The sequence below is a fragment of the Cephaloticoccus capnophilus genome (genome assembly GCF_001580045.1).
GTDB lineage: Bacteria > Verrucomicrobiota > Verrucomicrobiia > Opitutales > Opitutaceae > Cephaloticoccus > Cephaloticoccus capnophilus.
This window is the reverse complement of record NZ_LSZP01000016.1, coordinates 12,508-36,169: the sequence shown is the minus strand read 5'-3', so window position 1 is coordinate 36,169 and position 23,662 is coordinate 12,508. Positions and strand designations below refer to the sequence as shown.

At 61.6% G+C, this 23,662-nt stretch carries 18 protein-coding genes; 6 read left to right on the top strand and 12 right to left on the bottom strand.

Annotation, left to right across the window (positions count from 1 at the left end; genetic code table 11):
• The 3 genes from AXK12_RS01885 to AXK12_RS01875 form a co-directional block, all read right to left on the bottom strand.
• The coding region (locus tag AXK12_RS01885) for a hypothetical protein (RefSeq protein ID WP_156468783.1) at positions 1 to 2,030 on the bottom strand (2,030 nt) is incomplete at its 3' end.
• 59 nt (positions 2,031 to 2,089) lie between these two features.
• A complete protein-coding gene (gene tsaD / locus AXK12_RS01880) occupies positions 2,090 to 3,187 on the bottom strand; it encodes a tRNA (adenosine(37)-N6)-threonylcarbamoyltransferase complex transferase subunit TsaD (RefSeq protein ID WP_068711080.1) in 1,098 nt (365 codons plus the stop codon).
• Positions 3,184 to 4,773, bottom strand: a complete 1,590-nt coding sequence (locus tag AXK12_RS01875; protein ID WP_156468782.1) for a S41 family peptidase — start codon at positions 4,771 to 4,773, stop codon at positions 3,184 to 3,186. The genes tsaD and AXK12_RS01875 overlap by 4 nt, the downstream gene beginning before the upstream one ends.
• Before the next feature lie 40 nt (positions 4,774 to 4,813).
• Between AXK12_RS01875 and AXK12_RS01870 the strand changes: the two genes are divergently transcribed.
• Complete coding sequence (locus AXK12_RS01870) at positions 4,814 to 5,917, top strand: SAM-dependent methyltransferase (RefSeq protein ID WP_082782567.1); 1,104 nt, start codon at positions 4,814 to 4,816, stop codon at positions 5,915 to 5,917.
• A 328-nt stretch (positions 5,918 to 6,245) separates the two neighbouring features.
• Here AXK12_RS01870 and AXK12_RS01865 read toward each other — a convergent pair whose 3' ends face one another.
• The 3 genes from AXK12_RS01865 to AXK12_RS01855 all read right to left on the bottom strand — a co-directional run bounded on the left by AXK12_RS01865 (position 6,246) and on the right by AXK12_RS01855 (position 9,153).
• On the bottom strand, positions 6,246 to 6,689 hold the full coding sequence (locus AXK12_RS01865) for a DUF5069 domain-containing protein (protein ID WP_068711078.1): 444 nt from the start codon (positions 6,687 to 6,689) through the stop codon (positions 6,246 to 6,248).
• Positions 6,690 to 6,807: 118 nt separating this feature from the next.
• The gene (gene lpxA / locus AXK12_RS01860) at positions 6,808 to 7,617 is read right to left on the bottom strand and encodes an acyl-ACP--UDP-N-acetylglucosamine O-acyltransferase (RefSeq protein WP_068711077.1); all 810 of its coding nucleotides are present in this window, start codon (positions 7,615 to 7,617) and stop codon (positions 6,808 to 6,810) included.
• A 210-nt stretch (positions 7,618 to 7,827) separates the two neighbouring features.
• A complete protein-coding gene (locus AXK12_RS01855) occupies positions 7,828 to 9,153 on the bottom strand; it encodes a bifunctional UDP-3-O-[3-hydroxymyristoyl] N-acetylglucosamine deacetylase/3-hydroxyacyl-ACP dehydratase (RefSeq protein ID WP_068711076.1) in 1,326 nt (441 codons plus the stop codon).
• A gap of 337 nt (positions 9,154 to 9,490) precedes the next feature.
• On the opposite strand from AXK12_RS01855, the gene efp reads away from it, so the two are divergent.
• Positions 9,491 to 10,048, top strand: coding sequence for an elongation factor P (gene efp, locus AXK12_RS01850; RefSeq protein ID WP_068711075.1), 558 nt, complete (start codon positions 9,491 to 9,493; stop codon positions 10,046 to 10,048).
• A gap of 424 nt (positions 10,049 to 10,472) precedes the next feature.
• On the opposite strand, the gene AXK12_RS01845 is transcribed toward efp, so the two are convergent.
• From AXK12_RS01845 to AXK12_RS01835, 3 genes are all read right to left on the bottom strand, one after another.
• Entirely contained in the window at positions 10,473 to 11,816 is a 1,344-nt protein-coding gene (locus AXK12_RS01845; protein WP_068711074.1) for a thymidine phosphorylase, read from the bottom strand.
• Positions 11,817 to 12,049: 233 nt separating this feature from the next.
• Positions 12,050 to 13,438 (bottom strand): ABC transporter substrate-binding protein, encoded by a 1,389-nt coding sequence (locus tag AXK12_RS01840; RefSeq protein ID WP_068711073.1) that lies wholly within the window; start codon positions 13,436 to 13,438, stop codon positions 12,050 to 12,052.
• A 143-nt stretch (positions 13,439 to 13,581) separates the two neighbouring features.
• Complete coding sequence (locus AXK12_RS01835; protein ID WP_082782566.1) at positions 13,582 to 15,918, bottom strand: TonB-dependent siderophore receptor; 2,337 nt, start codon at positions 15,916 to 15,918, stop codon at positions 13,582 to 13,584.
• 470 nt (positions 15,919 to 16,388) lie between these two features.
• On the opposite strand from AXK12_RS01835, the gene argS reads away from it, so the two are divergent.
• A complete protein-coding gene (gene argS / locus AXK12_RS01830; protein WP_082782565.1) occupies positions 16,389 to 18,266 on the top strand; it encodes an arginine--tRNA ligase in 1,878 nt (625 codons plus the stop codon).
• Between the two features lie 106 nt (positions 18,267 to 18,372).
• Positions 18,373 to 19,950, top strand: coding sequence for a YihY/virulence factor BrkB family protein (locus AXK12_RS01825; protein ID WP_068711071.1), 1,578 nt, complete (start codon positions 18,373 to 18,375; stop codon positions 19,948 to 19,950).
• 6 nt (positions 19,951 to 19,956) lie between these two features.
• Here AXK12_RS01825 and AXK12_RS01820 read toward each other — a convergent pair whose 3' ends face one another.
• The 3 genes from AXK12_RS01820 to ykgO all read right to left on the bottom strand — a co-directional run bounded on the left by AXK12_RS01820 (position 19,957) and on the right by ykgO (position 21,200).
• On the bottom strand, positions 19,957 to 20,679 hold the full coding sequence (locus AXK12_RS01820; RefSeq protein ID WP_068711070.1) for an HAD-IB family phosphatase: 723 nt from the start codon (positions 20,677 to 20,679) through the stop codon (positions 19,957 to 19,959).
• A gap of 122 nt (positions 20,680 to 20,801) precedes the next feature.
• The gene (locus AXK12_RS01815) at positions 20,802 to 21,050 is read right to left on the bottom strand and encodes a type B 50S ribosomal protein L31 (RefSeq protein WP_068711069.1); all 249 of its coding nucleotides are present in this window, start codon (positions 21,048 to 21,050) and stop codon (positions 20,802 to 20,804) included.
• A gap of 24 nt (positions 21,051 to 21,074) precedes the next feature.
• Positions 21,075 to 21,200, bottom strand: coding sequence for a type B 50S ribosomal protein L36 (gene ykgO / locus AXK12_RS01810; RefSeq protein ID WP_007360011.1), 126 nt, complete (start codon positions 21,198 to 21,200; stop codon positions 21,075 to 21,077).
• A gap of 191 nt (positions 21,201 to 21,391) precedes the next feature.
• Between ykgO and hemF the strand changes: the two genes are divergently transcribed.
• Entirely contained in the window at positions 21,392 to 22,537 is a 1,146-nt protein-coding gene (gene hemF, locus AXK12_RS01805) for an oxygen-dependent coproporphyrinogen-III oxidase (RefSeq protein WP_068711068.1), read from the top strand.
• Positions 22,534 to 23,643 (top strand): uroporphyrinogen decarboxylase, encoded by a 1,110-nt coding sequence (hemE, locus tag AXK12_RS01800; RefSeq protein WP_068711067.1) that lies wholly within the window; start codon positions 22,534 to 22,536, stop codon positions 23,641 to 23,643. The genes hemF and hemE overlap by 4 nt, the downstream gene beginning before the upstream one ends.
• Positions 23,644 to 23,662: the final 19 nt, after the last annotated feature.

Here is a 23,662-nt window from a genome sequence, read left to right as displayed (position 1 = left end):
CCCCGCACTCGCAAGCCCTCCACGTTGAGAAGCGCCGAGAGCGACTGCCCGAGCTCGCTCATGCTCGTCGTAAAATCCAGATCAAGCGCACCCGCCTCCGGCACTGTGCCTTCCTTCACGAAAATCGGCTGCTTGCTTAGCCCTCCCAAGTCAGCACGCACTTGGCCCGTAGCCGCGATCGAGCTGCCCTGTGCCCACGCACAAATCGGGCCAGCGGCGCCCGCCTCCTCGTTTGCATGCATCCGATAGTCGGCCTCCACATCTGCCGAGACTAGCGACGCATCCGTGCTATCGCGCACTTCGAGCCCGCTCAGTTTTAGTGCCAGACTCGCCGCCTCGAAGTCGGCTTCAAGCTCTAGCCCAAGCCCCAAACTCAACTCCTCCAAGGCCGGCTCGCCCTCCAAAACAAGTCCGAAACTCTCCACGCGTAACGGGCCCACCGTCCTCATGCGCAACCTCGACTCACTCGGCAAGGTCGCCTCGAAACGCCCGCTCAACACCGAGCCTCCTAAACCCACGTTCTCTAAAAACGGCTCCGTCAACGCCAGCGGTAGCCCCGGGATATCTACCGAGAGAAGCGGCCGCTCAGGATCTTCGGCCTCGATGCCACTGATACCCGCACTGCCATCTGCACCGACCCCGCCTTGCAACTCGAACGGCTGCGCCGCCGCGACTACGAGTAGCGGCTCCGTCGCCCCAAGCGGGGTAATTGCGAAGCGCAGCCGCTCAATACGCTCCCTACTCGTCGCCCCACTCGCACTCCCCAAGCCGCTCGCCTCAAAGGCAAAGTCCGCATCCACGCTCAAATTGCCAAGCTCGGCAGGCACATCGGAAACCAGAGTATTGAGCTCGCGGATACTCGACTGTACGCGCCCAGCGGCACGCAAATCCGAGAAAAGTGCATCCAGCTCAAAACTCCCTTCGCCATGCAGTTCAAAGGGCGGCAGCGGTGCAAACGATTGCAGCGGCCCAGCCTCGAAAAGCGCGATCGGCAAGTCGACATCCCGCAGCTCGACATCCCACTTCCCCACGAGCTGGCCAATGCCCACACCACTCGCACTCCCCGCCTTCGCCGCGCTGTAGTGGCCGCTCACATCCACCAAACGCTTTCCCTCCACACTCACTTGAGCCCTGTAGTCCTCCCCTCCCGACACTCGCTGCGCCGAAACCTCCGCCTGCGCATGCAGTGCTTCAGGAATCAGCCCGCCCTCAACCCAGCCTTCCAGCTTGAGTGATACTTCCGAAAATTTCCGCACATCCTCCAAGGCCGCCGCCACATCCACATGAAGCGCGAAGGTCGTCTCAAAATCGCGCGGAAGCCCGGGCTCCCGCCCGTCCTCATCCCGAAACTCCGCGCGGCTCTCTAGCTTAAACTTGCTCTGCTCTCCCGCGCGCAGCCCGCCACCCGTTAACCCGAGCCACACCGTCATCACCGGTGACTCCGGCTGCCAAAACCCTTTGGGCAAAAGCACTCGCCCGCCAAAGTCCAGGCCCTCAATCGCTACATCCAGCGGCAGCACCAAATGAGGAAACACCCCCTCAAAAACCGTGCGCAGCGCCGGAGCGACAGCCGCCCCGCTCGCCGCTTGCGCGTAAGCCGAGGGCAAAAGCGTAAACTCCGCCGGGAGTGAAAACCCGCCATCACTGCCCCCACTCGTCGCCAGCGTAGCTAACACGCCGCGCAAGTCCTCCGCAGCCACTCCCCTCAAATCCAAGACCCAGTCCCGCGCCGCCAATTGTGTAATAATTACCCCTTCGCCTCTAGCCATCGTCCACAAATCGCCCCTCAACTCCAGTGAAGGCAGCTTCACACGCGCCCCGTTCGCGCCCACATTGAGCCCGCCAAGCTTCACCGCACCAAGCCCCAGCTTGACTGACTCAAATTCGACAGCCACCCCGGGCGGCAAATCCACAAAGCCGATGGCTCGCCGAATCGCCCAGCCTTGGCCCGCCTCCGTAAACACCAGCCCGACCAAGCCGAGCAAGAGTGCCACCAGAGCCAACAGGACCGTACGCAGAAAAATCTTCATATGCACGGACACGCTGGCAGCTACGCACAACCTAGGTCACGCCCTTAATCGCCCACGCCTCAATCCCCCGCTCGCATACTCGGGCGAACTTCCAGCGCGAGGCGGCTTGTGCGGTCCACGCCTTGCGTATCTGCCCAAGCCGCAAAGCCGATCATCCCGGCGTTGTCGCCGCTATGCCGCGACTCCGCAATCATCACGGGCAAGCCTCGCTTCGCCGCGAGTGAGCTCACGCTTTCGCGCAAAAGCCGATTATTCGCCACGCCACCCGAAAGCCCGATGCTCCGATACGCCGACCGCCGCAAGCTCTCCGCTCGCGCTCCATGCGCCAACTGCTCTGACGCACCGCTCGGCTTCGCAGCTAACGCCGACTCCAGCTTTCGCAGCAGCGCATCAATCACGGCCTGTTGGTAACTCGCGCACAAATCCGCCAGCCGCCGCTCCACTTCGCCGAGCGACATCTTTTCCAATTGATAACGCAGGCTCGTTTTAAGCCCCGAAAAGCTGAACTCCAGATTGTCGCGCCGCCCCCCTAGCCCACGCGGAAAGTCATAGGCTGCCGCGTCACCCTCTCGCGCGAGTTTTTCGACCAGCGGCCCACCCGGATAACCCAGCCCGAGCAGCTTCGCGCCTTTGTCGAGGGCTTCGCCCGCGGCATCATCGCGAGTCGTCGAGAGCACCCGCAAGCGCCTCTCCTCATCAATCTCGACCAAGAGCGTGTTCCCGCCGGAAACCACGAGTCCCAGATGCGGCAGGAGCTTGCCGAACTCCTCATCGAACTCGCCCAGGCACCGCGCATGCAGCGCGATAAATGGCGAAAACGCATGCGCCCGCAGGTGATTCACGCCCCAGACAGGCACGCGCAACGCCAGCCCGAGGGCCTTCGCCGACGCCAGCCCGACCGCGAGGCACGCCGCCAAGCCCGGCCCCTGCGTCACCGCCACCGTATCGACCTGCGCAAACTCGGGACGCTCCCGCGCGGCCTCAATCAACGCCGGAAAATGCCGCAAATGCTCGCGCGTCGCCAAATCCGGCACCACTCCGCCATGTCGCTCGTGCAAGGCCATCTGCGTGTGCACCCACTCGGCCACAATCCCGCGCTCGGGCGAAAAAAGCGCGACCGCCGTCTCATCACATGAGCTCTCCAAGGCGAGAATCATTGGGCAAGCACCGCCTCCTTTACTCCTCCTGACTCCTCGCCGGTCGTGGCCTCACCCTCGCCGAGCAACGCGCTGAGTGAGTCCGTCTGCGCCTGCGCCTCCGTCGCCCCCACTTCCCCGAGTCGCTCGCGGTGCAAAGCCCGAGCAAAGCCACGCACACGCAAAAGCTGCACCCCGCGCAACGCATCCACCGCCGCGTCGAGCTGTTTATCCGCAATCGGCCGAAACCCAAACCGCGCCTCAAACTCCTCAAGGTCCTCCAGCGCGTCGCTGCGTGCGCGCTGCAAGCGCAGCTTGTCATCCTCCTCTGGCGACATCACGAGCGCGACATCCGGCTCAATCCCGTGCCCGTGAATACTCACACCGCTCGGCGTGTAGTAGCGCGAAGTCGTGATCCGCAGCCCAGATCCATCGCGCAGTTTAAAAAGCGTCTGCACCGAGCCCTTCCCAAAGGACCGCTCGCCCACGACCACCGCTCGCCCTGTGTCTTTGAGTGCCCCCGTCACAATCTCCGCCGCACTCGCCGTCCCCGAATTGATTAATACTGCAATCGGCAACTCCACTGGCTCGCCCACCATCGCCGCGCGCCACTCTTGGCGCGTCGTCCGTGCCGCGCTCCCCCGCCCGCTCTTAGCACGCTCGCCGCCGCGTGTTCGGCTGCTCTCCGCTCCTCCCGAGCTCGCACGCTCTTCCCGCCCCTGCGTGTAAACGACCAGCTCGCCCTCCTTAAAAAACGGCTCCACTACCGCCACCGCCGCCTCCAGCAGCCCGCCCGGGTTATTGCGCAAATCGATCACGAGTGCCTCTGCACCCCCGCCAATCAGCCTATCCAAGGCCGCCAAAAACTGCTCCCCCGTCCGCGCAGAAAAATCCACCAACTGGATATACCCAATCGGCCCAACCTCCAACCCACCGCTCGCCCAAAGATCGCCACGCGCCTCGCTCGCGCCCGCAGCCACACGACTCGGCAGCAAGCGCGCTTCGCGCACACTATCGACCTCGATCCGATCGCGCACGATCTCCAACTCCAACTCTTCCTCCGTACCCGGCCTCCAAATACTCAAGCGCACCGGCGTCTTCGGCTTTCCGCGCAAGCGCTTGAGCGCGTCGTCCATCGTCGAGACGCCGCTACTCGCAGTCCTCCCGATCTCATGCCCATCGACCCGCAAAATCTCGTCGCCGCGCCGCAGCCCCGCGCGCTCACCCGGCGTCCCCCCGATCGGCGCAATCACCACCAAACGTCCGCCGCGCAACTCCACCTGCACCCCTATCCCGCCAAAATCTCCATCCAGCTCCTCCTCAAAGCGCTTAAAATGCTCCGCCTCCAAAAACTCCGAATGCGGATCCAGTGACCCCACAAGCGTGCGAATCGCCTCGCGCGCCAGCCCCTCGGGACTCGCCGCCACACCCTGCCCGTCGACATAGTGCGTGTTTACTAGCCCGATCACCTCGCGCAAATAGTCCGCCGATGCCTGCAGCTCTCGCCCGTCCAGCCACCCAAAAGCCGTCGCCACGCGCAGCACTCCCACCGCAAGGAGCACTCCGCAAAGCGAGCCGACGAAGGCCATTAAAATCCGTTTGAGCATGCCGCGCACTGTGGGCACATCCGCAGCCCCTTGTAAATAAATGCAATCCGCAAACACCGCCGCCCGTGCTCCCGCACCAGTCGCCCCCTCAGCTTCGCCGCAGTTTTTGGAACGATTCCTCAGCGCCGCCGAAACGCAGCGCGATCGCGACCAAGCCCCAAGCGCGCTCCGCTTCGACCACTTCATGCGCCTCGCGCTCTACGACGCAGAGCTTGGCTACTACGCCCAGCCCAAGCGCCCCCGCGTCGGTCGTCACCCGGGCACCGATTTTTACACAGCGACCAGCGTCGGCCAAAACGCGGCTAACGCGAATGCCGCCAGCCTCTTCGGCGAACTCGTCGCCCAAAGCTGTCTCACACTCATGGGCGAGGCCTTTTGCGCCCGCGCGACCTTTGTCGAAATCGGCGCAGAGCGCGGGCACGGTATTTTAGAAAACCTCGCCCATCCCTTCGCCGCCTCACGCACGCTTTCCCTCGGCCAGCCACTCGAACTTTCACGCGCAGACGACGCGCCCCTCATCGTCTTCTCGAACGAACTCTTCGACGCCCAACCCTGCCGCCGCTTCGTCTGGCACCAGCGCTGTAACGCACAAAATGCCCCCGCGCCCGGCTGGCGCGAAGTCTACGTCCGCGCCGAAAATGGCGCACTCACCGAAGTCGAATACCCGCTTGGGCGAGTGCCCAAATTTCTGCCTAAAACGGCACCAGACGGCTACCGGATTGACGCAGCGCTCGACGCCAAAGCCCTCCTCGACCAAATCGCGGGGCAAGCCTGGCACGGCCTCTTCCTCGCCTTCGACTACGGCAAGACTTGGGCCGAGCTCGCCGAAGCCATGCCCCAAGGCAGCGCCCGCGCCTACACCGGGCACCGCCAGACAAATGACCTGCTCGCTCAGCCCGGCCAACAAGACCTCACCTGCCACATCTGCTGGGATTGGCTACAAGACAGCCTAGCCGAAAACAGCTTTCGCGACATCGCCCTCGACACCCAAGAAGCCTTCTTTGTGAAACACTCCGGGGCCTTCATCGCCCAGCAAATCGCCGCCGAAGCCCAAAACCTCTCCCCAAAAAAACAAGCCCTCCTGCAACTCCTGCACCCCAGCCACCTAGGCCAAAAATTCCAAGTCCTCAGCGCAAAACGCTAAACCCCACTACGCGTGGTGCGGCGGTCAGTGACCGCTTCCATTTAATTTGGGATTTCGCATCGCGCTATCGCGCGAAAGCGAAATCCCAAATTTGAAAGCACTCCCCCTGTCGCGTTGCGACAGGGAGGGAAAAATAGAGTGATAACCCGTTTGGGCGAGGTGGGAAAAATCACCAGTAAACTCCCGAAGTTTGGGTTCCTTTCTACAGAGCCGCTTGGCTGCTGTGCGAATGCACGGCAACCAAGCGGCTCTGTGAATGGGTGCAGCAACACGCTGCCGCCCCACGCGTAGTGGGAAAGGACAGCGTCACCGACGCAGTCGGCGACGGTTACTTCAACTCGGCGTCGTGGAATTCTTGCCAGCCGTCGAGGTCGTTGAGCGTCACTGCGTCTTTCGGCACATCGGGCCCATCCACGAGTCCGTTCGCGCTCAAGATACCCTTTCGCGTTTCGTCGTCATGGGTGTAGCCGCGCACGCCAGCGTTGTGTTTCTCGATCGTCGCCGCGTCGAGCTTCACCCCTGGCTGCACCTTAATCCACGCCTCAAACTGCGGATAGGTCGGGCGCTGGGTTTTGATAAAATTAACGACGGCGTCCTTTTGCAGGCCGAGCGCGTCGATCGTCATTTGGTCGTAGCCTTGACCGACCGCCGGATAGCGCGAGTCGAGCTTGCCGCGCGAATCGAGTGAGATTTTTAGCCAAAGCCGCGGGAGATGAGCCACGCCGAGCGGGCCAACCGTGCCAGAGCTGATGAGGGGGACGAAGGATGCCATTACTTTTCCTTTCCTAGAGGGCTGGGGTTTAGGGGAAATGAGGCCGGCCGAAGTGACACGCACTCAGCCAAGCTCATTTTCGGTTCGGCGCGGATAAGAAAGTCCCGCAGCCGGGCACTCAAGGATTTCCCGCCCCGGCAGCCGAACCAGAAGCGAGACCACGGGTGCACTTGGCCGCAAACTCGATCATCTGCTGAAACTCCGCGCTGGCCGCGAGCGGGTGTGCGGCGATTCGCTCGAGGGCTTGGCTGCGGTTTAGCCCTTCACGAAACAAAATCCGGTAAAGCTGCTTCACGCGCTCCAGCGGCTCACCCGCAAAACCGCGCCGCTCTAGGCCGACTTTGTTGATTGCACGAATCACTGCGGGTTGCCCATCAGCGATGACGAAGGGCGCGATGTCTTGGACGACTTTGGCGTAGGCACTGACCATCGCGTACGCGCCGATTCGGCAAAATTGGTGTACGCCACAAACCGCACCGAGCACCGCGTAGTCCTCGACTACTACATGTCCGGCCAGCCCGACCGAGTTGCTCATGATGATGCGATCACCGAGTTGGCAATCGTGCGCGACATGACAATAGGCGAGGATGTGGTTGTGCGAACCGATCCACGTAAACTCGCCGTCATCGGTCGCTGCGTGCACGCTCACGTATTCGCGAAACACGTTGTGCGCACCAATCCTCACGCCCGGGCGACCGCCTTTGAATTTCAAGTCCTGGGTCTTCGCTCCGATGCTGCAAAAGGGAAAGACTTCGCAGCCTTCCCCCAGGTGTGTGTCGCCTTCGACCGAAGCGTGGTGGTGAAGCCGCGTGCCGTCGCCGAGCCGCACGCCCGCACCGACATAGGAAAAGGGGCCGACCTCGACGCCCGCGCCAAGCTCGGCGGCAGGGTCAACGAGTGCGGTGGGGTGGATGCGCGTGGATGTCATAGGCGGGGCGATACGGGAGAGAGAACGCAGTTTCTGAAACTAGCTTTGGCAAATGACTTAAAAAAACGGTGAGTTTTTCGTCGCGGCAACGCGGGTGACTCACCGCATCGGGGCGGAGGCCCGATGCACCGGCCGCCGCGCTAGCGGGGAAAAGCGGCCTGCCGTGCTCCATTTTTGTCGGCGACGTAGAGGCCAAGGGGCGCTGACCGCTTACGCCTCGCCCTCTTCGACGATAGCAAACATGAGTTCGGCAGACGAGACGACTTGGCCATCGACCGTGCAGTTGCACTCGGCAACGGCGAGTTTCTCTCCACGCATTTTAGTAATTTTGGCGTTGATAATGACTTGGTCTCCGGGGCGCACCGGTTTGCGAAATTTGGCTTTGTCCGCGCTCATGAAAAAGGGCGTGCCGCTCGCCTTGGTGACTTTGCGCAAGAGGATAATGCCCGCCGCTTGCGCCATCGCTTCGAGTTGTAGGACGCCGGGCATTACGGGATTTTCGGGGAAGTGGCCCATGAAATAGGGCTCGTTGATGGTGACGTTTTTGATGGCCACCAGCTCGTCGTCGCCGATGAATTCGACCACGCGGTCGATCATCACAAAGGGATAGCGGTGCGGGATCGTGTCGAGGATTCGGCGGATATCGAGCGAGGTCTCCGTGGGTAGCAGCGTCGCCGGGCGGGCTTTCTTTTTGGCGGGCTTCTTCGCTTCGTGGAGCCGCTCGAAGAGCGCCTTGGTGAGCTCGGCATTTATCGCGTGACCGGGGCGCATCGCGATAATGTGCGCCTTGAGCGGGCGGCCGAGCAGGACGATGTCGCCGATGATATCCAGGATCTTGTGGCGCACGAATTCGTCGGCAAAGCGCAGCGGCTCCTTAGAGATGATTTTGTCGCCTTTGATAACGACCGCGCAGTCGAGCGAGCCGCCCTTGATTTTGCCGAGTTTGAGGAGTTCCTCGATGTCTTCGTAGATGGTAAACGTGCGCGCAGCAGCGATCTGCGTAATGTAGGTATCCGGATCAATCCCGAGCGAAAGGTGCTGGGTATGGATGCCGCGATTGTCCGCCGAGGTGCAGGAGATTTTGAGTTCGTTAGCGGGCAGTGCGATTATCGAGGAGTCGCCATGGGTGACCGATACGGGCGCATCGAGCGTGAAATACTCGCGTTCGGCGTCTTGCTCGGTGGGCTCGCCTTGGAGGATGAGGTTGACGAAGGGCTTGGCCGAGCCGTCGAGGATGGGCGGCTCGGAGGCATCCATCTCGATAACGACATTATCCACACCGCAGCCATGCAGCGCACTCAAGACGTGCTCGACGGTGTGGATTTTTGCGTGGCCGTTTTGAATGGTCGTCGCGCGCACGAGGTCGCCGACTTGGTCGATGCGCGGATGCAGCTCGGGCGCACCACTTAGGTCGATGCGCTTAAAGACAATGCCGTGGCCGGCAGGGGCAGGCTTGAGCGTCAGTGTGACGGCCTCGCCGGTATGCAGAGCCTTGCCTTGGATGGAGACTTCACGCGCAAGAGTGCGTTGTTTCATAAATGGGAGCTGGGAAATAGGGAATCGCGAAGGAACGCGAGAAAACGAAAAGCAGTAGAGGCTGCCAGTGCACAGCGGCAAATGACAAGGGAGCTTAGGGAACTTTTTGCGCAGACAGCGACAGGCGCACGAGCCCCCAGTAGCCGCGAGCGCAGGAGTGCCACGGCACTTTTACCCTGCGCAGTCGCCGTAAGCCCTGCGCGAACGCCTTGACCTGCACGCGTGCGCCGCGTAGTCGCTTCGCCCTTTGTGCGCGGCGCCTGCACTCGCGGCCCCGCTAAACCAAGCACTCGCACACTCCTTAACCTAAACTACTAACCGCCCTCCGCTACCGCCCATGCCCGCAGCCAACGACATCCGCAAAGGCCAAGTCATCAAATTCCACGGCGAGCCCCACCTCGTCATGGAGACCCAGCACCGCACACCTGGAAACCTCCGCGCCTTTGTGCAGGTCAAAATGCGCAACCTTCGCTACGGGAAAGCACTCGACCAGCGCTTCACCTCGACCGAGCCCGTCGAAGTGCTCACCACCGACCGGCGCACGCTAGAGTTTAGCTACGCAGATCGCGGCACCTACGCATTCATGGATCCGGAGACCTACGACCAGGTCGAGCTCACCGAGCAAACCATCGGCGAACTCAAAAACTACCTCGCCCCGGGCGGGCGCGTGGACGTGCTCTTTGTGGATGGTGCACCGCTCAATGTGGACTTGCCCTCGTCGGTCGAGCTCAAGGTTACCGAGAGCGCAGACGGGATTAAGGGCGACACCGCCAGCAACGTCCAAAAACCCGCCACACTCGAAACCGGCCTCGTCGTGCAAGTGCCGCTCTTCATCAAGGAAGGCGAATTGATCAAAGTCAGCACAATCGACGGCTCCTACATGGGCCGCGCCTAGGGGGCGCAGCCCCTTTTATTTGGCGGCGGGCTCGTTGGCCCGCCGTCCATCGCTGCACTCATTTACAGAGCCGCTTGGTTGCCGTGCATTCGCACGGCAACCAAGCGTTCGGTAGAAAGGAACCCAAACCTTGGGGCGGAAGTTTACTGGTGATTTTTCCCACCTCGCCCAAACGGGTTATCACTCTACTTTCCCCTCCCTGTCGCAACGCGACAGGGGGAGTGCTTTCAAATTTGGGATTTCGCTTTCGCGCGATAGCGCGATGCGAAATCCCAAATTGAACGGGTGCAGGCACAGCCTGCCGCCCCACGCGTAGTGGAAGCTCAGGGAGCGCGGCGCGCGTTTGAAACGGGAACAGACCCTAAAAAACGCAGCCCCGTTGAGGCTGCGTTTTGAGTAAAAAGGGCTTTCCCCGGCACCGCCGTCAGGCGACGCGCTCGACGACGAGCGGCGGCGGGTTAGGCCGTTTTGGGGCGAGGCGGTAGGCGGTCTTGAAGCACTCTAGGGCCTGTTCGAGTTTCGCTTCGTCGTTGTAGTGAATCATCATGAGTGGCTCGCCTTGCTTCACTTGCGTGCCGACTTTTTTGACTTCGGAAACACCGACTGCGTGGTCGATCTTCCCCTTCTTGTCGCTGCTTCCATTGAGGATTGTGACGCCCTGCATGATGTAGGCGGCATTGATCGTGTGAACGTAGCCACGCTTTGGTGCAGGGAGTTTGCGCACGTGGCGCGCGACAGGGAATTTCTCGGGATGGTCGATGTAGCTCGTGTCGCCGCCTTGGGCTTTGATGAGGTCTTTGAGCTTTTCGAGTGCCGTGCCGTCGGTCAGGTGACGTTGCACGGTCTGCTTGGCAGAGAGTGTTGACCCCGCAACGCCCGCCAAACGCACGACTTCCATGCCGAGCTTCAGGATCAACTCCTTTAAGTCTTCGGGGCCTTCGCCTTTGAGGAGTTGGATCGCTTCCTTAATTTCGAGCGAGGTGCCGACACTGTCGCCGAGTGGCTGATTCATATCGGTAACGAGCGCGACACAGCGACGTTTCAGCGCGCGGCCCACACGGGTCATTGAGCGGGCGAGTTGCTTGGCTTGCTCAAGGTCTTTCACGAAGGAGCCATTGCCCCACTTGATATCGATCACGAGCCCCTCGGCCCCTTCGGCGAGTTTTTTGGAAAGGACGCTGCCGGTGATCAGTGGCAAGCTGGGAATGGTGCCCGTCTCTTTGCGCAACGCGTAAAACTGCGCGTCCGCCGGGGCGAGGTGTTCATCCTGCTTCACAATCGCGCCGCCGACTTTAGCGAGCTGCTTGGTGAAGGCCTCGATGGAGAGCTTACCCTCAAAGCCCGGGACGGCGCGCAGCTTGTCAATCGGGCTCATGATGTAGTCGTGCTCAACTCCGCACATCATCGGCACAACAACGCCGGCGGCCATCGCCAGAGGCACGAGGACGAGCGCGGCTTTATCGCCGACACCGCCGGTCGTGTACTTGTCAATCTTGGGCTTAGCGATATGCGAGAGGTCGATAACCTCGCCCGAAAGCATCATTTCCTCGGTCAGCGTGGCGGTCTCTTGGGCCGACATGTTGGCGAAGTAGATCGCCATTAATAGGGCCGACAACTGGTGCTTCGGCATCTCGCCATCCAGCGTGCTATCAATGATATAGCGAATTTCCTCTTGGGTGAACTCCTGTCCGTCGCGCTTTTTTTCGATCAGGGAGTGAAAGCTGGGCTTAATAAAGCGGCGGGCCGGGATAGTGCGTTTGCTACTCATGTGCGTTTTTTATGAAAAAGCGGTTTGACCCCGCAGGGCGGAAAAGTTTCGGAGCCAATGACTTTGTGTCAAAATGTCGAGGTAAAAGGGAGTCTTAAGCCCGTATTATTACGGGGAGCGGCCCCTCTTATATAACGGCGGGCTGAGCGAGGTGCACAGGACCGGCCCGCAGCGACGAACGAACTCATGTGCAGGGTCGCTTTAGCTGACGGCGCGCGCGAGGGCGCCCACCTCTACTCGCGCTCTACTAACAGAAGATTGCGCGAGATAAGTTTTTTAAGCGCAGCCTCTTCGTGTTGGAGCAGCCGCAAGGCCTCCGGCTTTAGCCGCTCGACGTCGTAAATCTCGTGTTTGTCGGCATACGCGCGCAGAGCCATCGCTGCCGTGCCGATGCGCGCACGGGCGAGCAAACTGTAGGGCGAGGGCGGGCGGCGCGGAACATCTGGTGCCTGCTCGATGAAAAGTGTGCCGGGCGACTGCCCGCTAAAGAAGGGATCCGGCTCGTGATAGAACGGCTCGTTCCAAAGTGCCTTTACGGGGGAAATGATCCCCGCTATCCGCCAAGTACTCTCGGCCACTTCAGCGGATACGTAGAGTTCCTTGGTCATTTCCCAACACAGCTCGATGTGCGGGCTACGCTTGTTAATACTCATCATTGAGCCGCCAATGACACTCGTGCGCCGGCCGCCCTTTTCCCACGCGGGCAGCGGCATCAACTTCACCTTTCCCGCGAGCCCGGGAGTTTCGAGTTTCCACATGCCGATGGTCGGGTCGATGACCAGCTCGCCAATCGCCAAGCCCTCGAGCCGTTGCTGGTTCCCCGCAGCCCCATACGGCAAATAGAAAGTCGCGCGCTCGGGGCCCGTGACCCAGGTCGTGATTTTGGCGAGCGTGTAGGCGTTGCGCTCGTTAGCGAAGGCGGGCTCGTCGTTTTCATCGAAGAGCACGCCGTCATTTTGCATGACGAGCATGTAAATTTCGTTGGCCGCCACATCGGAAAGGTTGAGCGCGTAATGGTCGGGTAGCCCGTCGCCATCGCGGTCGGCGAGCAGCGGGCGCATCGCGCTAAAATAATCGTCCCAAGTCTCGATTTTCGAGACGTCGATCCCGGCCGCCTCGACGATGTCCGACCGATACGCGAGGAGCACGGGGTGCACGTCTTGCGGCAACCCAAAGACGCGGCCTTGATAGGTCACATGCGAGAGCGAGGGCTCGTTGTATTGTTCAAAGAGTCCCTCGTCGTGCATCCGGTCTGTGAGGTCGAGGAAGCCCACGTTTTCCAAGGGGCCAAGAAAGGCTTTAGGGAAAATAGCCTCATGCGTATCGAGCATGTCGGCAAGCGGCGTGCCGGAGAGAAAGCCCGAGAGCATCCGCTGCTCGAGCGAGCGCTCAGAGAGGAGTTTTAGGACAAAGGGATTTTCGGGATTCTCCCGATTCCAACGCTCCACGCGCGGGACAAAGGCCGCGTGCTTCTGCCACGCAAAGCCTACGATTTCGATCCCTTCGGATTCGTCACTCGAGGTCAGCGCGACGATCGCACTCGTCACAATCGCAATGCCGAGAACGACGAAGAGCCCCGGCGAAAAAAATGAAGCGAGGACTTTCCGAAAAAGCGTATTCATCAAAAAGCGGGGTTGGGGTTCTAAGGGTTTCCGCTGCGCGCGGCGGCGGCCCTACGCGGGCAGCGGCAGGTCTGCACCTGCACCGAGTTACAGAAACGATTCACGCCGTGTCACACACGATGTGAATCGCTTCTGTATTGTCCTTAAAACTTCCAAGTGATGGTGCCGGAGAGGTTGCGCGGGGTGCCGACGTTGATGAGGTCACGGCTATCGGCAGCGGCGTAGTAGGTCTTGTCGAGCGCGTTGGCGAGCGTGAGCCCGTAGCTCCAGTTTTTACGGCTGTAGCTGAGCGTCACATCGACGAGCGTGCGCGCAGGCATGTAAGCGGAGGGCTGGTTGGGAATCAGGTTATCGGGCGTCGAGGCGTCTGTGTAACCTGCCGTGTCGCCTGCGGCACGCTTGCCCTGATAGTTCACGCCGACGGCGAGCGCGAGGCCGCCGAGCCGGCCCTTATTGAGCTCGTAGCGGACAAAGAGCGCGCCCAAATCCTCGGCAGAGCTGTTGAGCATGATGCCATCGGGGTTTCGATTCTTGGTGTCCGCGAAGCTCGCCATCACGGAGAGAGCTTCGGTGACGGAGCCCGCAAGCTGAAACTCCCAGCCGCTGCCGTTGCGCGTGCTAATGATCGCAGGCAAGGGCTGTGGCGGCTGCGGCGTCGCGAAGTTGCCCGGGTTGTGCAGCGCATAGCCGGTCTGCTCGATTTCGTAATAGGCCACGCTCGCGATAATCCGCCCATCAAGGAAGTTCGCTTTGATGCCGACCTCGTCCTGCGTGCCCGCCGAGAAAAGCGGAACCTCGCCTTGGTTGGCGCGCCTGTAGTCGTTAGGCCCGATGGGCACCGCGTTTTCTGTGTGCCCGTAGTAGAGCGAGACGTTGCGGATCGGCTTCACGACGAGCCCGTAGTTGTAAGTCGCCTTGCTGCCCTCGCCCGCGAAGGCTTGGCCGGGCAAGACAGGATTGGGCGGCGGCGCAGCGGGCTCGTGTTTGTCGTGATACATGCCGTTAAAGGTCAGGTGAGCGACTCCGCCATTGAGCATTAGGCGCCCTTCGAAAAGTTCGAGTTGCTCGGTCAAGTAGACTTGGTAGCGGCTCGTATTCGTGCGCTGGTCGCGCACCGAAGGCGTAATGATTGAGGGGCCGCTGGGGCGGGTTTCTTTAGTAATGTCGATGTCCGGCGAGATGCGGTTATAGCCTTGGCCGGTGTTGTGGAAATACGAATACGAGAAGCCCACGAGCGTCGTCGATTTCGCCGCCGTGCCGTCTACGATGTACGACCAGTCGTTTTGCACGTCGCGGTAACGGTCGCCGAAGTTGCCCTGCCAACCAGTCAGGCCGATGATCGGGCTAACGGGCGCAGCGGGCGTGGCGACGAAGTTCGGGTTGGCCGGATCACTCGACGTGTTCACCCAGTCGACACCGCCCTCCCACTCTCCAGTAAACGGGTTGCGGCTGCCGCCGGGACTTTTGAGCCGAATGCGCAAGTCCGAGTCCGGCGTATACATCTCGGTAAGACGCCCCGCGAGCCGCACCGAGAGCCGGTCGGTCACCGCGGAAGTAAACAGCAGCGTTCCCGTGTGCGCAGTCGTCCGGCGAAACTCGTAGTCCTTCCCAAAGGTCGGGTTAAAGTTATGCGGCACGCCCTGCATCACCTTAAACGGGTCGCGCGTCCCTACGCTCGGATCGGTCGGGATGCCCACGATGTTTGCCGCCTTAAAGTAGTAATACTCGTAGCGCAGCGTGAGTTGCGCTTGCGGCGAGATCTTCCAAGTCAGCGAGGGAGTCAGCAGCGTGGACTCGCGAAACGCGCCGTCGATATAGCCCTCGTTGTCCTGCAAAGCGGCGACCATCCGGTAAGCGAAGTGGTCGTTTATCGGCCCGGTCACATCGGCCTCGACGCGGTTCACATCGTATTCGCCGACTTGCAGCTTGAGCGAGCCGCCGGGCGTCCACTGCGGCTTCTTCGTCACAAGGTTGATCGTGCCACCCGGCGCGCCCGCTGGGTGAAGGACGGCATCGGGGCCTTTGACGACCTCCACGCGCTCGATCGCACCGTGGTCGTAGTTGGCCTGACCGCCAGTGTGAAACCCATCGACGCGCCGCCCATCGGTTTGAAAGCCGCGAATGATTACGCGGTCGAGTGCGTTGGGAATCGTCGCCTCGGAGACGCCCGCCACGTATTTGGCCGCCTCAAGCACGCGCGTGCCGCCCACATCGCTGAGGAAGTCGCTCGTCAGCACGGTCACCGTTGTCGGCGTGTCCATAATGCTGGTATTAATGCGCCCGCCCGCCGCAGACTCCGCCGCTTGGTAACGCGCCGGTGCGGAGGACGAAACCTCGAACACCGATAGAGTCACAATATCGGCATCGTTGGCCGCTGCTGCTGTGGCTTGAGGTGCCTCTTGTGCAAAGCCCAACGGGCCAAACGAAAGCGCAGCTAACGCCGTCTTCGCGGCCGTCTTAAACAAAGGTCGTCTTGTCATGTAATCCAGGGGTTACGCAGCGCAATCCGTAGTTTAAGAAACAATACAGACCTGCGCAGCAAAGTGGGGGTTGGGGTTGGGTAAAAACAGGCCGACCAACTGGGGTTGCTGGCCCGTGTAAGAGTCGCGGTGAAATGCGCCACGCCCTCCCCCATGCAAGCGATTTACAGCCCGCAATATTACTAACAAAATACGCAAATCCTTATTTTTAATAATGTTACGATTTCACTGACGGAAACCTGCAAGCGTTACACAGGGAAGTAGATTTGCGCAGCCCAGCGGCAAAAAACCGCCAAAGTGCCCCAGCTTGGGAAGCTCCACCGTCGCGCAGCCGAAGGATGAACTCGCAGCGAGAGTTCGCCCCAAACGGCAGCGCTCACTGCGCGCCGCCAAGGATAGCGCGCTTGTCGCCACTCCCCCTATAACGCGCTTGCGCGACGGCTCTCGCAGCCCGCTAAATTCGCCCAATCATGCCCGCCGCCCAAGCCGCCCTCCAGCCCCCAAGCTTTAACCTCGCCAACGAACTCGACGCCGCACTTCGGCAAGCCGCCACAACCGCACTGCGGGATGAGCCCACGCAGCCGAAAGACGAACTCACAACGGGCGCTCTCCAAGAAGGCAAAGAGTCACAGCCCCCCACTCTCGAAGGCGCAAATGAGTTCTGCCCAGAGCTTCGCCCAGCCGATCCGCGCCACGGCGATTTTCAGGCCAACGGCGTCCTCCCCTACGCAAAGGCGCGCAAACAAAACCCACGCGCGCTCGCCGAAAAACTCGTTGCTGCGCTACCCGACTCGCTCCGCGAACGCTTCGACATCGCGATAGCCGGCCCCGGCTTCATCAACTTTACCGCCCGCCCCGCGGCCCTCCTCGACTGGCTCGCTCACTACGACTCCGGCGCGCGACTCCGCGAAGGTGCAGCCAGCACCCACGGCGGCGAACGCACCATCGTCGACTACAGCTCGCCCAACACCGCCAAACAACTCCACGTCGGCCACATCCGCAGCATGGTCATCGGCGAGGCCATCTGCCGCTTGCTGGAATTCTGCGGCGCACAGGTCATCCGCGATAACCACATCGGCGACTGGGGCACCCAATTCGGCAAACTGATCTGGGGCTACAAAACCCTCCTCGACGCCGAGGCACTCGCTCGCGACCCGCTCGAAGAGCTCGAACGACTCTACAAAGCCGCCGATGCCGCCACGAAAGCCGATCCCGCGATCCTCGATGCCGCCCGCGCCGAACTCGTCAAACTCCAGTCCGGCGACGCAGAAAACCTAGCACTCTGGCGACAGATCAACGCCACCAGCTCCACCGCGTTTCAGCAAATTTACCAACAGCTCGACATCCGCTTCGACCACGAACTCGGCGAGAGCTTTTACAACGACAAGCTCGCCCGCATCTACACCGAGCTACAGGACTGCGGCCTCGCCACCGAGTCGCAAGGCGCGCTCGTCGTCTTTCACCCCGAGCACCCGCGCTTCGCCAAGCAACCCTTCATCGTCCGCAAATCCGACGGCGCCTCCAACTACGCCACGACCGATCTGGCCACCATGCTCTACCGCACCGAGCACTTCGAGGCCGACACCATCATCATCCTCACCGACACCCGCCAGACCGACCACTTCGAGCAACTCTGGCTAACCACCCAAAAATGGTATGCGGCCAAAGGCTACCGCTTGCCCGAGTTTGAACACGTCTCCTTCGGCGCGATTCTAGGAGACGATGGCCGCGCCATCAAAACCCGTACCGGCGACCCCATCCGCCTCCAAGCCCTCCTCGACGAAGGAATCGAACGCGCCTACGCGCTCGTCAGCGAAAAATCCCCCACCCTGCCCGAAACCGACCGCCGCGAAATCGCCGCTGCCGTCGGACTCGGAGCCGTCCGCTACGCCGACCTCTCCCAAAACCGCAGCAGCGACTACGTCTTTAAGTGGGAAAAAATCCTCTCCTTTGACGGCAACACCGCCCCCTACCTCCTCTACGCGGTCACCCGCATTCACTCCATTTTTCGCAAACTCGGGCTCGATCCCTACACGAACACCGCGAGCGCAGCGACTGCCGCAGGCGCAGCCTCCGCGCCCGAGACCGAGCACGAACTAGCCCTCGCGCGAAAGCTCCTCCAGCTCCCCGCTGTGCTGCAAACCACCACCGAGCAACTCCGCCCGCACTTCCTGTGCACCTACCTCTTCGAGTTGGCCGGCACCTTCAGCAGCTTCTACGCCGCCGAGAAAGTATTAAACGACTCCCCCGGCATCCAAGCCCGCCGCCTCTTACTGTGCGCCCGCACACTCCTCTTCCTCGAAACCGGCCTACACCTCCTCGGGCTAAAAACGCTTACTCGGATGTGAGGCAGGCAGACTGCCTCTGCCATTCACATCGCCGACAAGACGAAGCCCCCAAATACATCCCAATGCTTGCGTAGCTTAGCCTACGAGATGCAGCCTTGTGCGCAGCATGGCTCGGCTACTCGCACATTGGCAGCGTTTTTTGGCACTCTACACCAAGGAGATTTGGCAGCCTGCACTTCTGGACGATACCTCGCTGCGCGGGCGCTTCTACGCGATGCTCCGCGTGGTCTCCATCACCATCACCGTTTTTAGAGATACCAAAGCGGCGAGCCGAGCCTCCGCACTCAGCTTCAGCTCGCTGCTGGGCCTCGGGCCATTGGTCGCCATCGCAATGCTCGTGGCGGGGATGGTTTTAGACGATAAGGATCCCGACCTCGCCGTAAACACGCTCAACCGCGTCATCCGCTTCATCGCGCCTCAGGTCGCCGAGTATGAGGCGCAGACCAGTTCCGAAAGCGGCGGCAACGCCAACCTGGCTGTCTCCGCAATCGCGCCAAATCCGACGCTGCAAGCGGGCTCCGGCCCGGCCTTAAATCGCGCTCCAGCAGAGGCCTTGCCTCGGCCTTCGAGTGCGAGTGCGGCTGCGAGTGACAGCAGCGAAAGCGCCCCGTCCACTTCCCTAGAGACTTCGCCGGAGGCCGAAGCCACGGTCGAGCGGATGCTTAGCGGGTTCATCAGCGGTTCGCGCTCGGGCACGGCAGGCGCGGTCGGCGCACTGACACTTATCCTCATCGTCATCCTCCTCTTTAAGGGAATCGAAGATGCCTTTAACGAGATCTGGGGGCTGCGCGAGGGCCGCTCCTGGCTGATGCGCATCATCTACTACTGGACGATTCTCACACTGGGCGCGGTGCTCTTCTTCGCCTCAATCACGCTCCTCAGCGCGGGAGCCTTCGTAAACGTGTTCATCGCCAAGCTGCCCTTCGGTGCGGAAATCCTCCAACTCGTCCGCTGGCTCCTCCCGCTAAGCTCGGGGGCGCTCGTCATCGGAATGCTCACGCTTTTCTACCGCTACATCCCGAACACGCAGGTGTATTGGCGAGCGGCCTTTGCGGGCGCGGTCATCGTCGCGCTGCTCCTGCTCGCGAACAACTTCTTGGCCTTCATCTACGTGCGCCGCGTGGTCATTTCGCGCAGCCTCTACGGGTCGCTCGGCATCATGCCCATCCTCATGTTTGGGCTCTACATCTTCTGGCTCTACGTGCTGATCGGCGGGCAAATCAGCTACGCCGTCCAAAACGCGCGCTTCCGCAGCAGCCAAGCGGCCTGGGGAAACCTGTCGCACGCGAGCCGCGAGCACTTGCTGCTGCTCGTGTTCCTCACAGTCGCACGCCGCTTCCAAGACTGTCTGCCCGCATGCAGTGCCTCGCAACTGAGCGACATCATCAAAGCCCCCACGCAAATCACCAACGAGTGCCTCCAGCGGCTTGTCGATATGCGCTTCCTGACGCCCATCCCCGCCGCCGAGACCGAGCCGACCAGCGACTTCCTCTACCAACCCGCGCGCCCGCTCAACCGCACCACGCTCGCCGACTTTAAGGCACGCTTTGAAAGCTTCGGAGAAGAGGCTGCGAGCGAAGAAGCCATGCAGGCCCTCGACCCGCTGCTCCCGCGCTACATCGCCGCACTCCGTGCCGGTCGCGACAACGCGTTACTCACTACGCCGATTGATCAGCTAGTGTAAGCCCCGTCAGGGCCGCGAGGGCGACGCCTCCGCGCCAAAGGCAGAGTCCGCGCCTCCCAAAAGCGCGGGCAACTCATCGAAATGCCGGATAAAGGCCCGTGCCTCGGCCTGCACGCGCGGACGAGCCACTACGCCGCCGTAGCCCACAAACAAATCGACCACCGGCTGGGTCTCTAAATCGCTAATCCCATCGCCGACCATCGCGGTGCGAGTAGGCGCATGCTGCTGTATCCACCTTTTTATGACTTCCGGTTTCCCGCCGTTATGCGTCGTCGGGTGGTCGCGCTCGTAGCCCGCATAATCCCCCGCCGCATCAAAATGCAAGCCCACCGCCTCGACGTGCTCGATCCCCAGATGCGCCGCAAGCGGCTCAATCACTTCGCGAAATCCCGCGCTCAAAATGCAGGGCGTCCACCCTGCCGCGTGCGCCGCAGCCAGTGCCTCTACGACTCCGCGCTCGATACACTCCATATACATTTGCCCGACCTTGGCGCACTCTGCGCGAGTCGGCCGAATGATCTCCAGGCGTCGCCCAAAGACTTCGCTTATCGGAATACGCCCCTCCATCGCGGCATGCGTCATCGCCTCAATCTCCGCGAAACAGGCCGCACCGCGCAGTCGCGCCAACTCGTCAATCCCCTCAATCGCGCTCAACGTGCTATCACAGTCGAGAAACAGCAGTTTGCTTTGGGGCGGGAAGCGCTTCGTGCGCGACGAGTCAGTAGTCATTGAGCACGAAAGGTTTTGACCACTCAATTACCGGGCAACCCTTTTTCGCCCAACAAAAAGCCCACCGAGCGGAAAACTCGGCGGGCTTTTTCAAAATGAAAGTCGAGGCGGCTAAAACGCGCTTAGCGGCGCACGCGCTTGAACTTGTTGGTGAACTTTTCGACGCGGCCAGCGGTGTCGACCAAGCGTTTCTCACCGGTGTAGGCGGGGTGCGAGTCCATCGTCACATCGCGCACGACGATAAAGTACTCCTCGCCATCGATCTGCTCCTTACGCGCCGAGCGCATCGTGGACTTCGTGAGGAAGCGGCGGCCCGTAGCGACGTCGAGGAAGCAGACCTTGTTTAGAGTTGGGTGGATTTCGGATTTCACGTCGGGAAAAAGAAAAAATGGGCTTTAGCCTTGGCGCGCTTTGTAACGCGGGTCGGTCTTGTTGATCACGTAGATACGGCCCTTGCGGCGCACGACTTGACAGTCAGGGTGACGCTTCTTCGCGGATTTGATGGACGAGACGACTTTCATAAAAGGGGCCGAAAACACCGACCGACCCAAGCGCTGTCAATGGGAAATCCGAAAACTAAGCCCGCATTCGCACATTAACGCTATTAGCCGCGACGCCCACAGCTAGGCCCGCGGCTTTTTTCCGCCTCTAAGCCGGCCAAATTGGTTTCCAAGTTTCGCGCAGCCTGCTTCGGTAGGGCTCTTTTCGCGAAATGAATCACACGCCCATCCCTCCCGATGCCGCCGCCGTCCGCCGCTACCTCCTCGACCTCCAAGCGCGGATTTGCTGCGAACTCGCCGAAGAAGACGGAGGCGCGGACTTTGGCCGCGATGAGTGGAGCCGGGATGAGGCGCGTAGCGAAACGAGCGCGCTAAGCGGCGACCGGCACAGAAGTGCAGGCGGCGACAAGTGCGCTAGCCTTGGCGGCGGCACTGCCCAAAACCCAACTCTTAGCGGCGGCGGACTCACCCGCGTCCTAAGCGAAGGCGCAGTTTTTGAAAAAGCGGGCGTCGGGTTCTCGCATGTGCACGGCACTGCCCTGCCTCCCTCGGCGACGGCGCAACGGCCCGAACTCGCGGGCAAGGCTTGGGAAGCGATGGGCGTCTCGCTCGTCATCCACCCCCGCAATCCCTACGTGCCCACCAGCCACGCGAACGTCCGGTTTTTCTGCACTCACGACCAAGCCAACACGCAAGCGGCAAGCGGCGGAGCCAGCAGCGAGCGACCAACAGACACTCGCCAAATAAGCCAGCCCCAGACCGCTGCGGCGGCGTCGACTTGGTGGGTAGCCGGTGGCTTCGACCTGACGCCTTACTACGGCTTCGAGGAAGACTGCGTGCACTGGCACCGCACGGCGCACGATGCCGTCGCGCCCTTCGGCCCCGACCTGTACCCACGCTTCAAAAACGCCTGCGACGACTACTTTTTCCTCAAACACCGCAACGAGCCGCGCGGCATCGGCGGACTGTTTTTCGACGACTTTAACGCACTCGGCTTTGAGCAAAGCTTCGCCCTCTTGCGCAGCGTGGGCGACGCCTTCCTCCGCGCCTACCGCCCAATCGTCGCCCGCCGAAAGGCCACGCCCTACGGCGAGCGCGAACGGCAATTCCAACTCCTACGCCGTGGCCGCTACGCCGAGTTTAACCTCGTCTGGGATCGCGGCACGCAGTTCGGCCTCCAAAGCGGAGGCCGCACCGAGTCCATCCTAATGAGCCTGCCACCGCTCGCCCGCTGGGACTACGCGTGGACGCCCAAGCCCGGCTCGCCCGAAGCCGCACTCACCGAACACTTTTTACCAAAACGCGACTGGCTCGCCGACCACACCGTCGCAGCGCTCGCCGCCACTACCCAAGAATGACCTCCCTGCCCTCTCCCGACAGCTCCGCCGCCGAAGCCGCCCTCTCCTCTCGCCAACGCTTCCTCGCGGCCTGCGCCTGCCAACCGCTCACGCGGCCCCCGCTTTGGGTAATGCGCCAAGCCGGTCGCTACCTCCCCGAATACCGCGCGCTTAAGGAAAAACACTCGTTCCTCCAAATGGTGCGCACGCCCGAGCTTGCGCTCGAAGTCACTCTCCAGCCGCTGCGCCGCTTCCCCGGGCTCGATGCCGCGATTTTGTTTTCCGACATCCTCGTCATCCCCGAAGCCCTCGGTCAGCCCTACGCCTTTCGCGACACCGGCGGCATCGCAATGGCGCACCGGCTCGACTCACGCGCCGCAGTCGAGGCTCTGGCCCCGCCCGATGTTATTAGCGAAAAACTCGGCTACGTATTCGACGCGCTGCGACTCATTCGCCGAGAGCTCGATAGCCCGCCAAGTCCCGGCGAAACCGGCGTCCGCGCCAAAGCCCTGCTCGGCTTCGGCGGCTCCCCGTGGACGCTCGCTAGCTACATGGTCGAGGGCGGCAGCAGTGACGACTTCTCCAGCATCAAGTCGCTCTTCTACACCGACCGCCCGCTCTTCGACTCGCTCCTCGCGAAACTCAGCGCCGCACTCATCCGCTACTTCACGCTGCAAATCGAAGCCGGAGCCGACGCCATCCAAATCTTTGATTCGTGGGGCGGCATCATCGCGGGTCTCGACTACGAGGCCGCCTCGCTGCGCTGGATTCGCGAAATCATCGCTGCGCTCCCTGAAAACTTCCCCGTCATCCTTTATCTAAAAGGCGGCGCGCCGCAGCTCGACGCACAGGCAAAGAGCGGCGCACGCGTCCTCAGTGTCGATTGGACAACCGACCTCGCAAAAGTCCGCCGAAGCCTCCCGCCCAGCGTCGCCGTGCAGGGCAACCTTGACCCCGTCCTCATGCAGACTTCTCCCGAAATCGTCGCACGCGAGACGGCTCGACTCCTCGACTCCATGCGCGGGCTGCCCGGACACATCTTTAACCTCGGCCACGGCATCACCCCACAAGCCAAGCTCGAGTGCATGCAAGCCCTCGTCGACACTGTCACCCGCTATCGGAGTTGAAGGCGAGCTCCACCATGCC

Coding starts and splice junctions, on each gene's coding strand:
- argS (WP_082782565.1), top strand. CDS start 16,389: ATGCCCGCCGCCCAAGCCGCCCTCCAGCCCCCAAGCTTTAACCTCGCC.
- efp (WP_068711075.1), top strand. CDS start 9,491: ATGCCCGCAGCCAACGACATCCGCAAAGGCCAAGTCATCAAATTCCAC.
- AXK12_RS01845 (WP_068711074.1), bottom strand. CDS start 11,816: ATGAGTAGCAAACGCACTATCCCGGCCCGCCGCTTTATTAAGCCCAGC.
- ykgO (WP_007360011.1), bottom strand. CDS start 21,200: ATGAAAGTCGTCTCGTCCATCAAATCCGCGAAGAAGCGTCACCCTGAC.
- AXK12_RS01875 (WP_156468782.1), bottom strand. CDS start 4,773: ATGCTCAAACGGATTTTAATGGCCTTCGTCGGCTCGCTTTGCGGAGTG.
- AXK12_RS01820 (WP_068711070.1), bottom strand. CDS start 20,679: ATGACTACTGACTCGTCGCGCACGAAGCGCTTCCCGCCCCAAAGCAAA.
- AXK12_RS01835 (WP_082782566.1), bottom strand. CDS start 15,918: ATGACAAGACGACCTTTGTTTAAGACGGCCGCGAAGACGGCGTTAGCT.
- lpxA (WP_068711077.1), bottom strand. CDS start 7,617: ATGACATCCACGCGCATCCACCCCACCGCACTCGTTGACCCTGCCGCC.
- tsaD (WP_068711080.1), bottom strand. CDS start 3,187: ATGATTCTCGCCTTGGAGAGCTCATGTGATGAGACGGCGGTCGCGCTT.
- hemF (WP_068711068.1), top strand. CDS start 21,392: ATGAATCACACGCCCATCCCTCCCGATGCCGCCGCCGTCCGCCGCTAC.
- AXK12_RS01865 (WP_068711078.1), bottom strand. CDS start 6,689: ATGGCATCCTTCGTCCCCCTCATCAGCTCTGGCACGGTTGGCCCGCTC.
- AXK12_RS01855 (WP_068711076.1), bottom strand. CDS start 9,153: ATGAAACAACGCACTCTTGCGCGTGAAGTCTCCATCCAAGGCAAGGCT.
- AXK12_RS01870 (WP_082782567.1), top strand. CDS start 4,814: ATGCAATCCGCAAACACCGCCGCCCGTGCTCCCGCACCAGTCGCCCCC.
- AXK12_RS01825 (WP_068711071.1), top strand. CDS start 18,373: ATGGCTCGGCTACTCGCACATTGGCAGCGTTTTTTGGCACTCTACACC.
- AXK12_RS01840 (WP_068711073.1), bottom strand. CDS start 13,438: ATGAATACGCTTTTTCGGAAAGTCCTCGCTTCATTTTTTTCGCCGGGG.
- hemE (WP_068711067.1), top strand. CDS start 22,534: ATGACCTCCCTGCCCTCTCCCGACAGCTCCGCCGCCGAAGCCGCCCTC.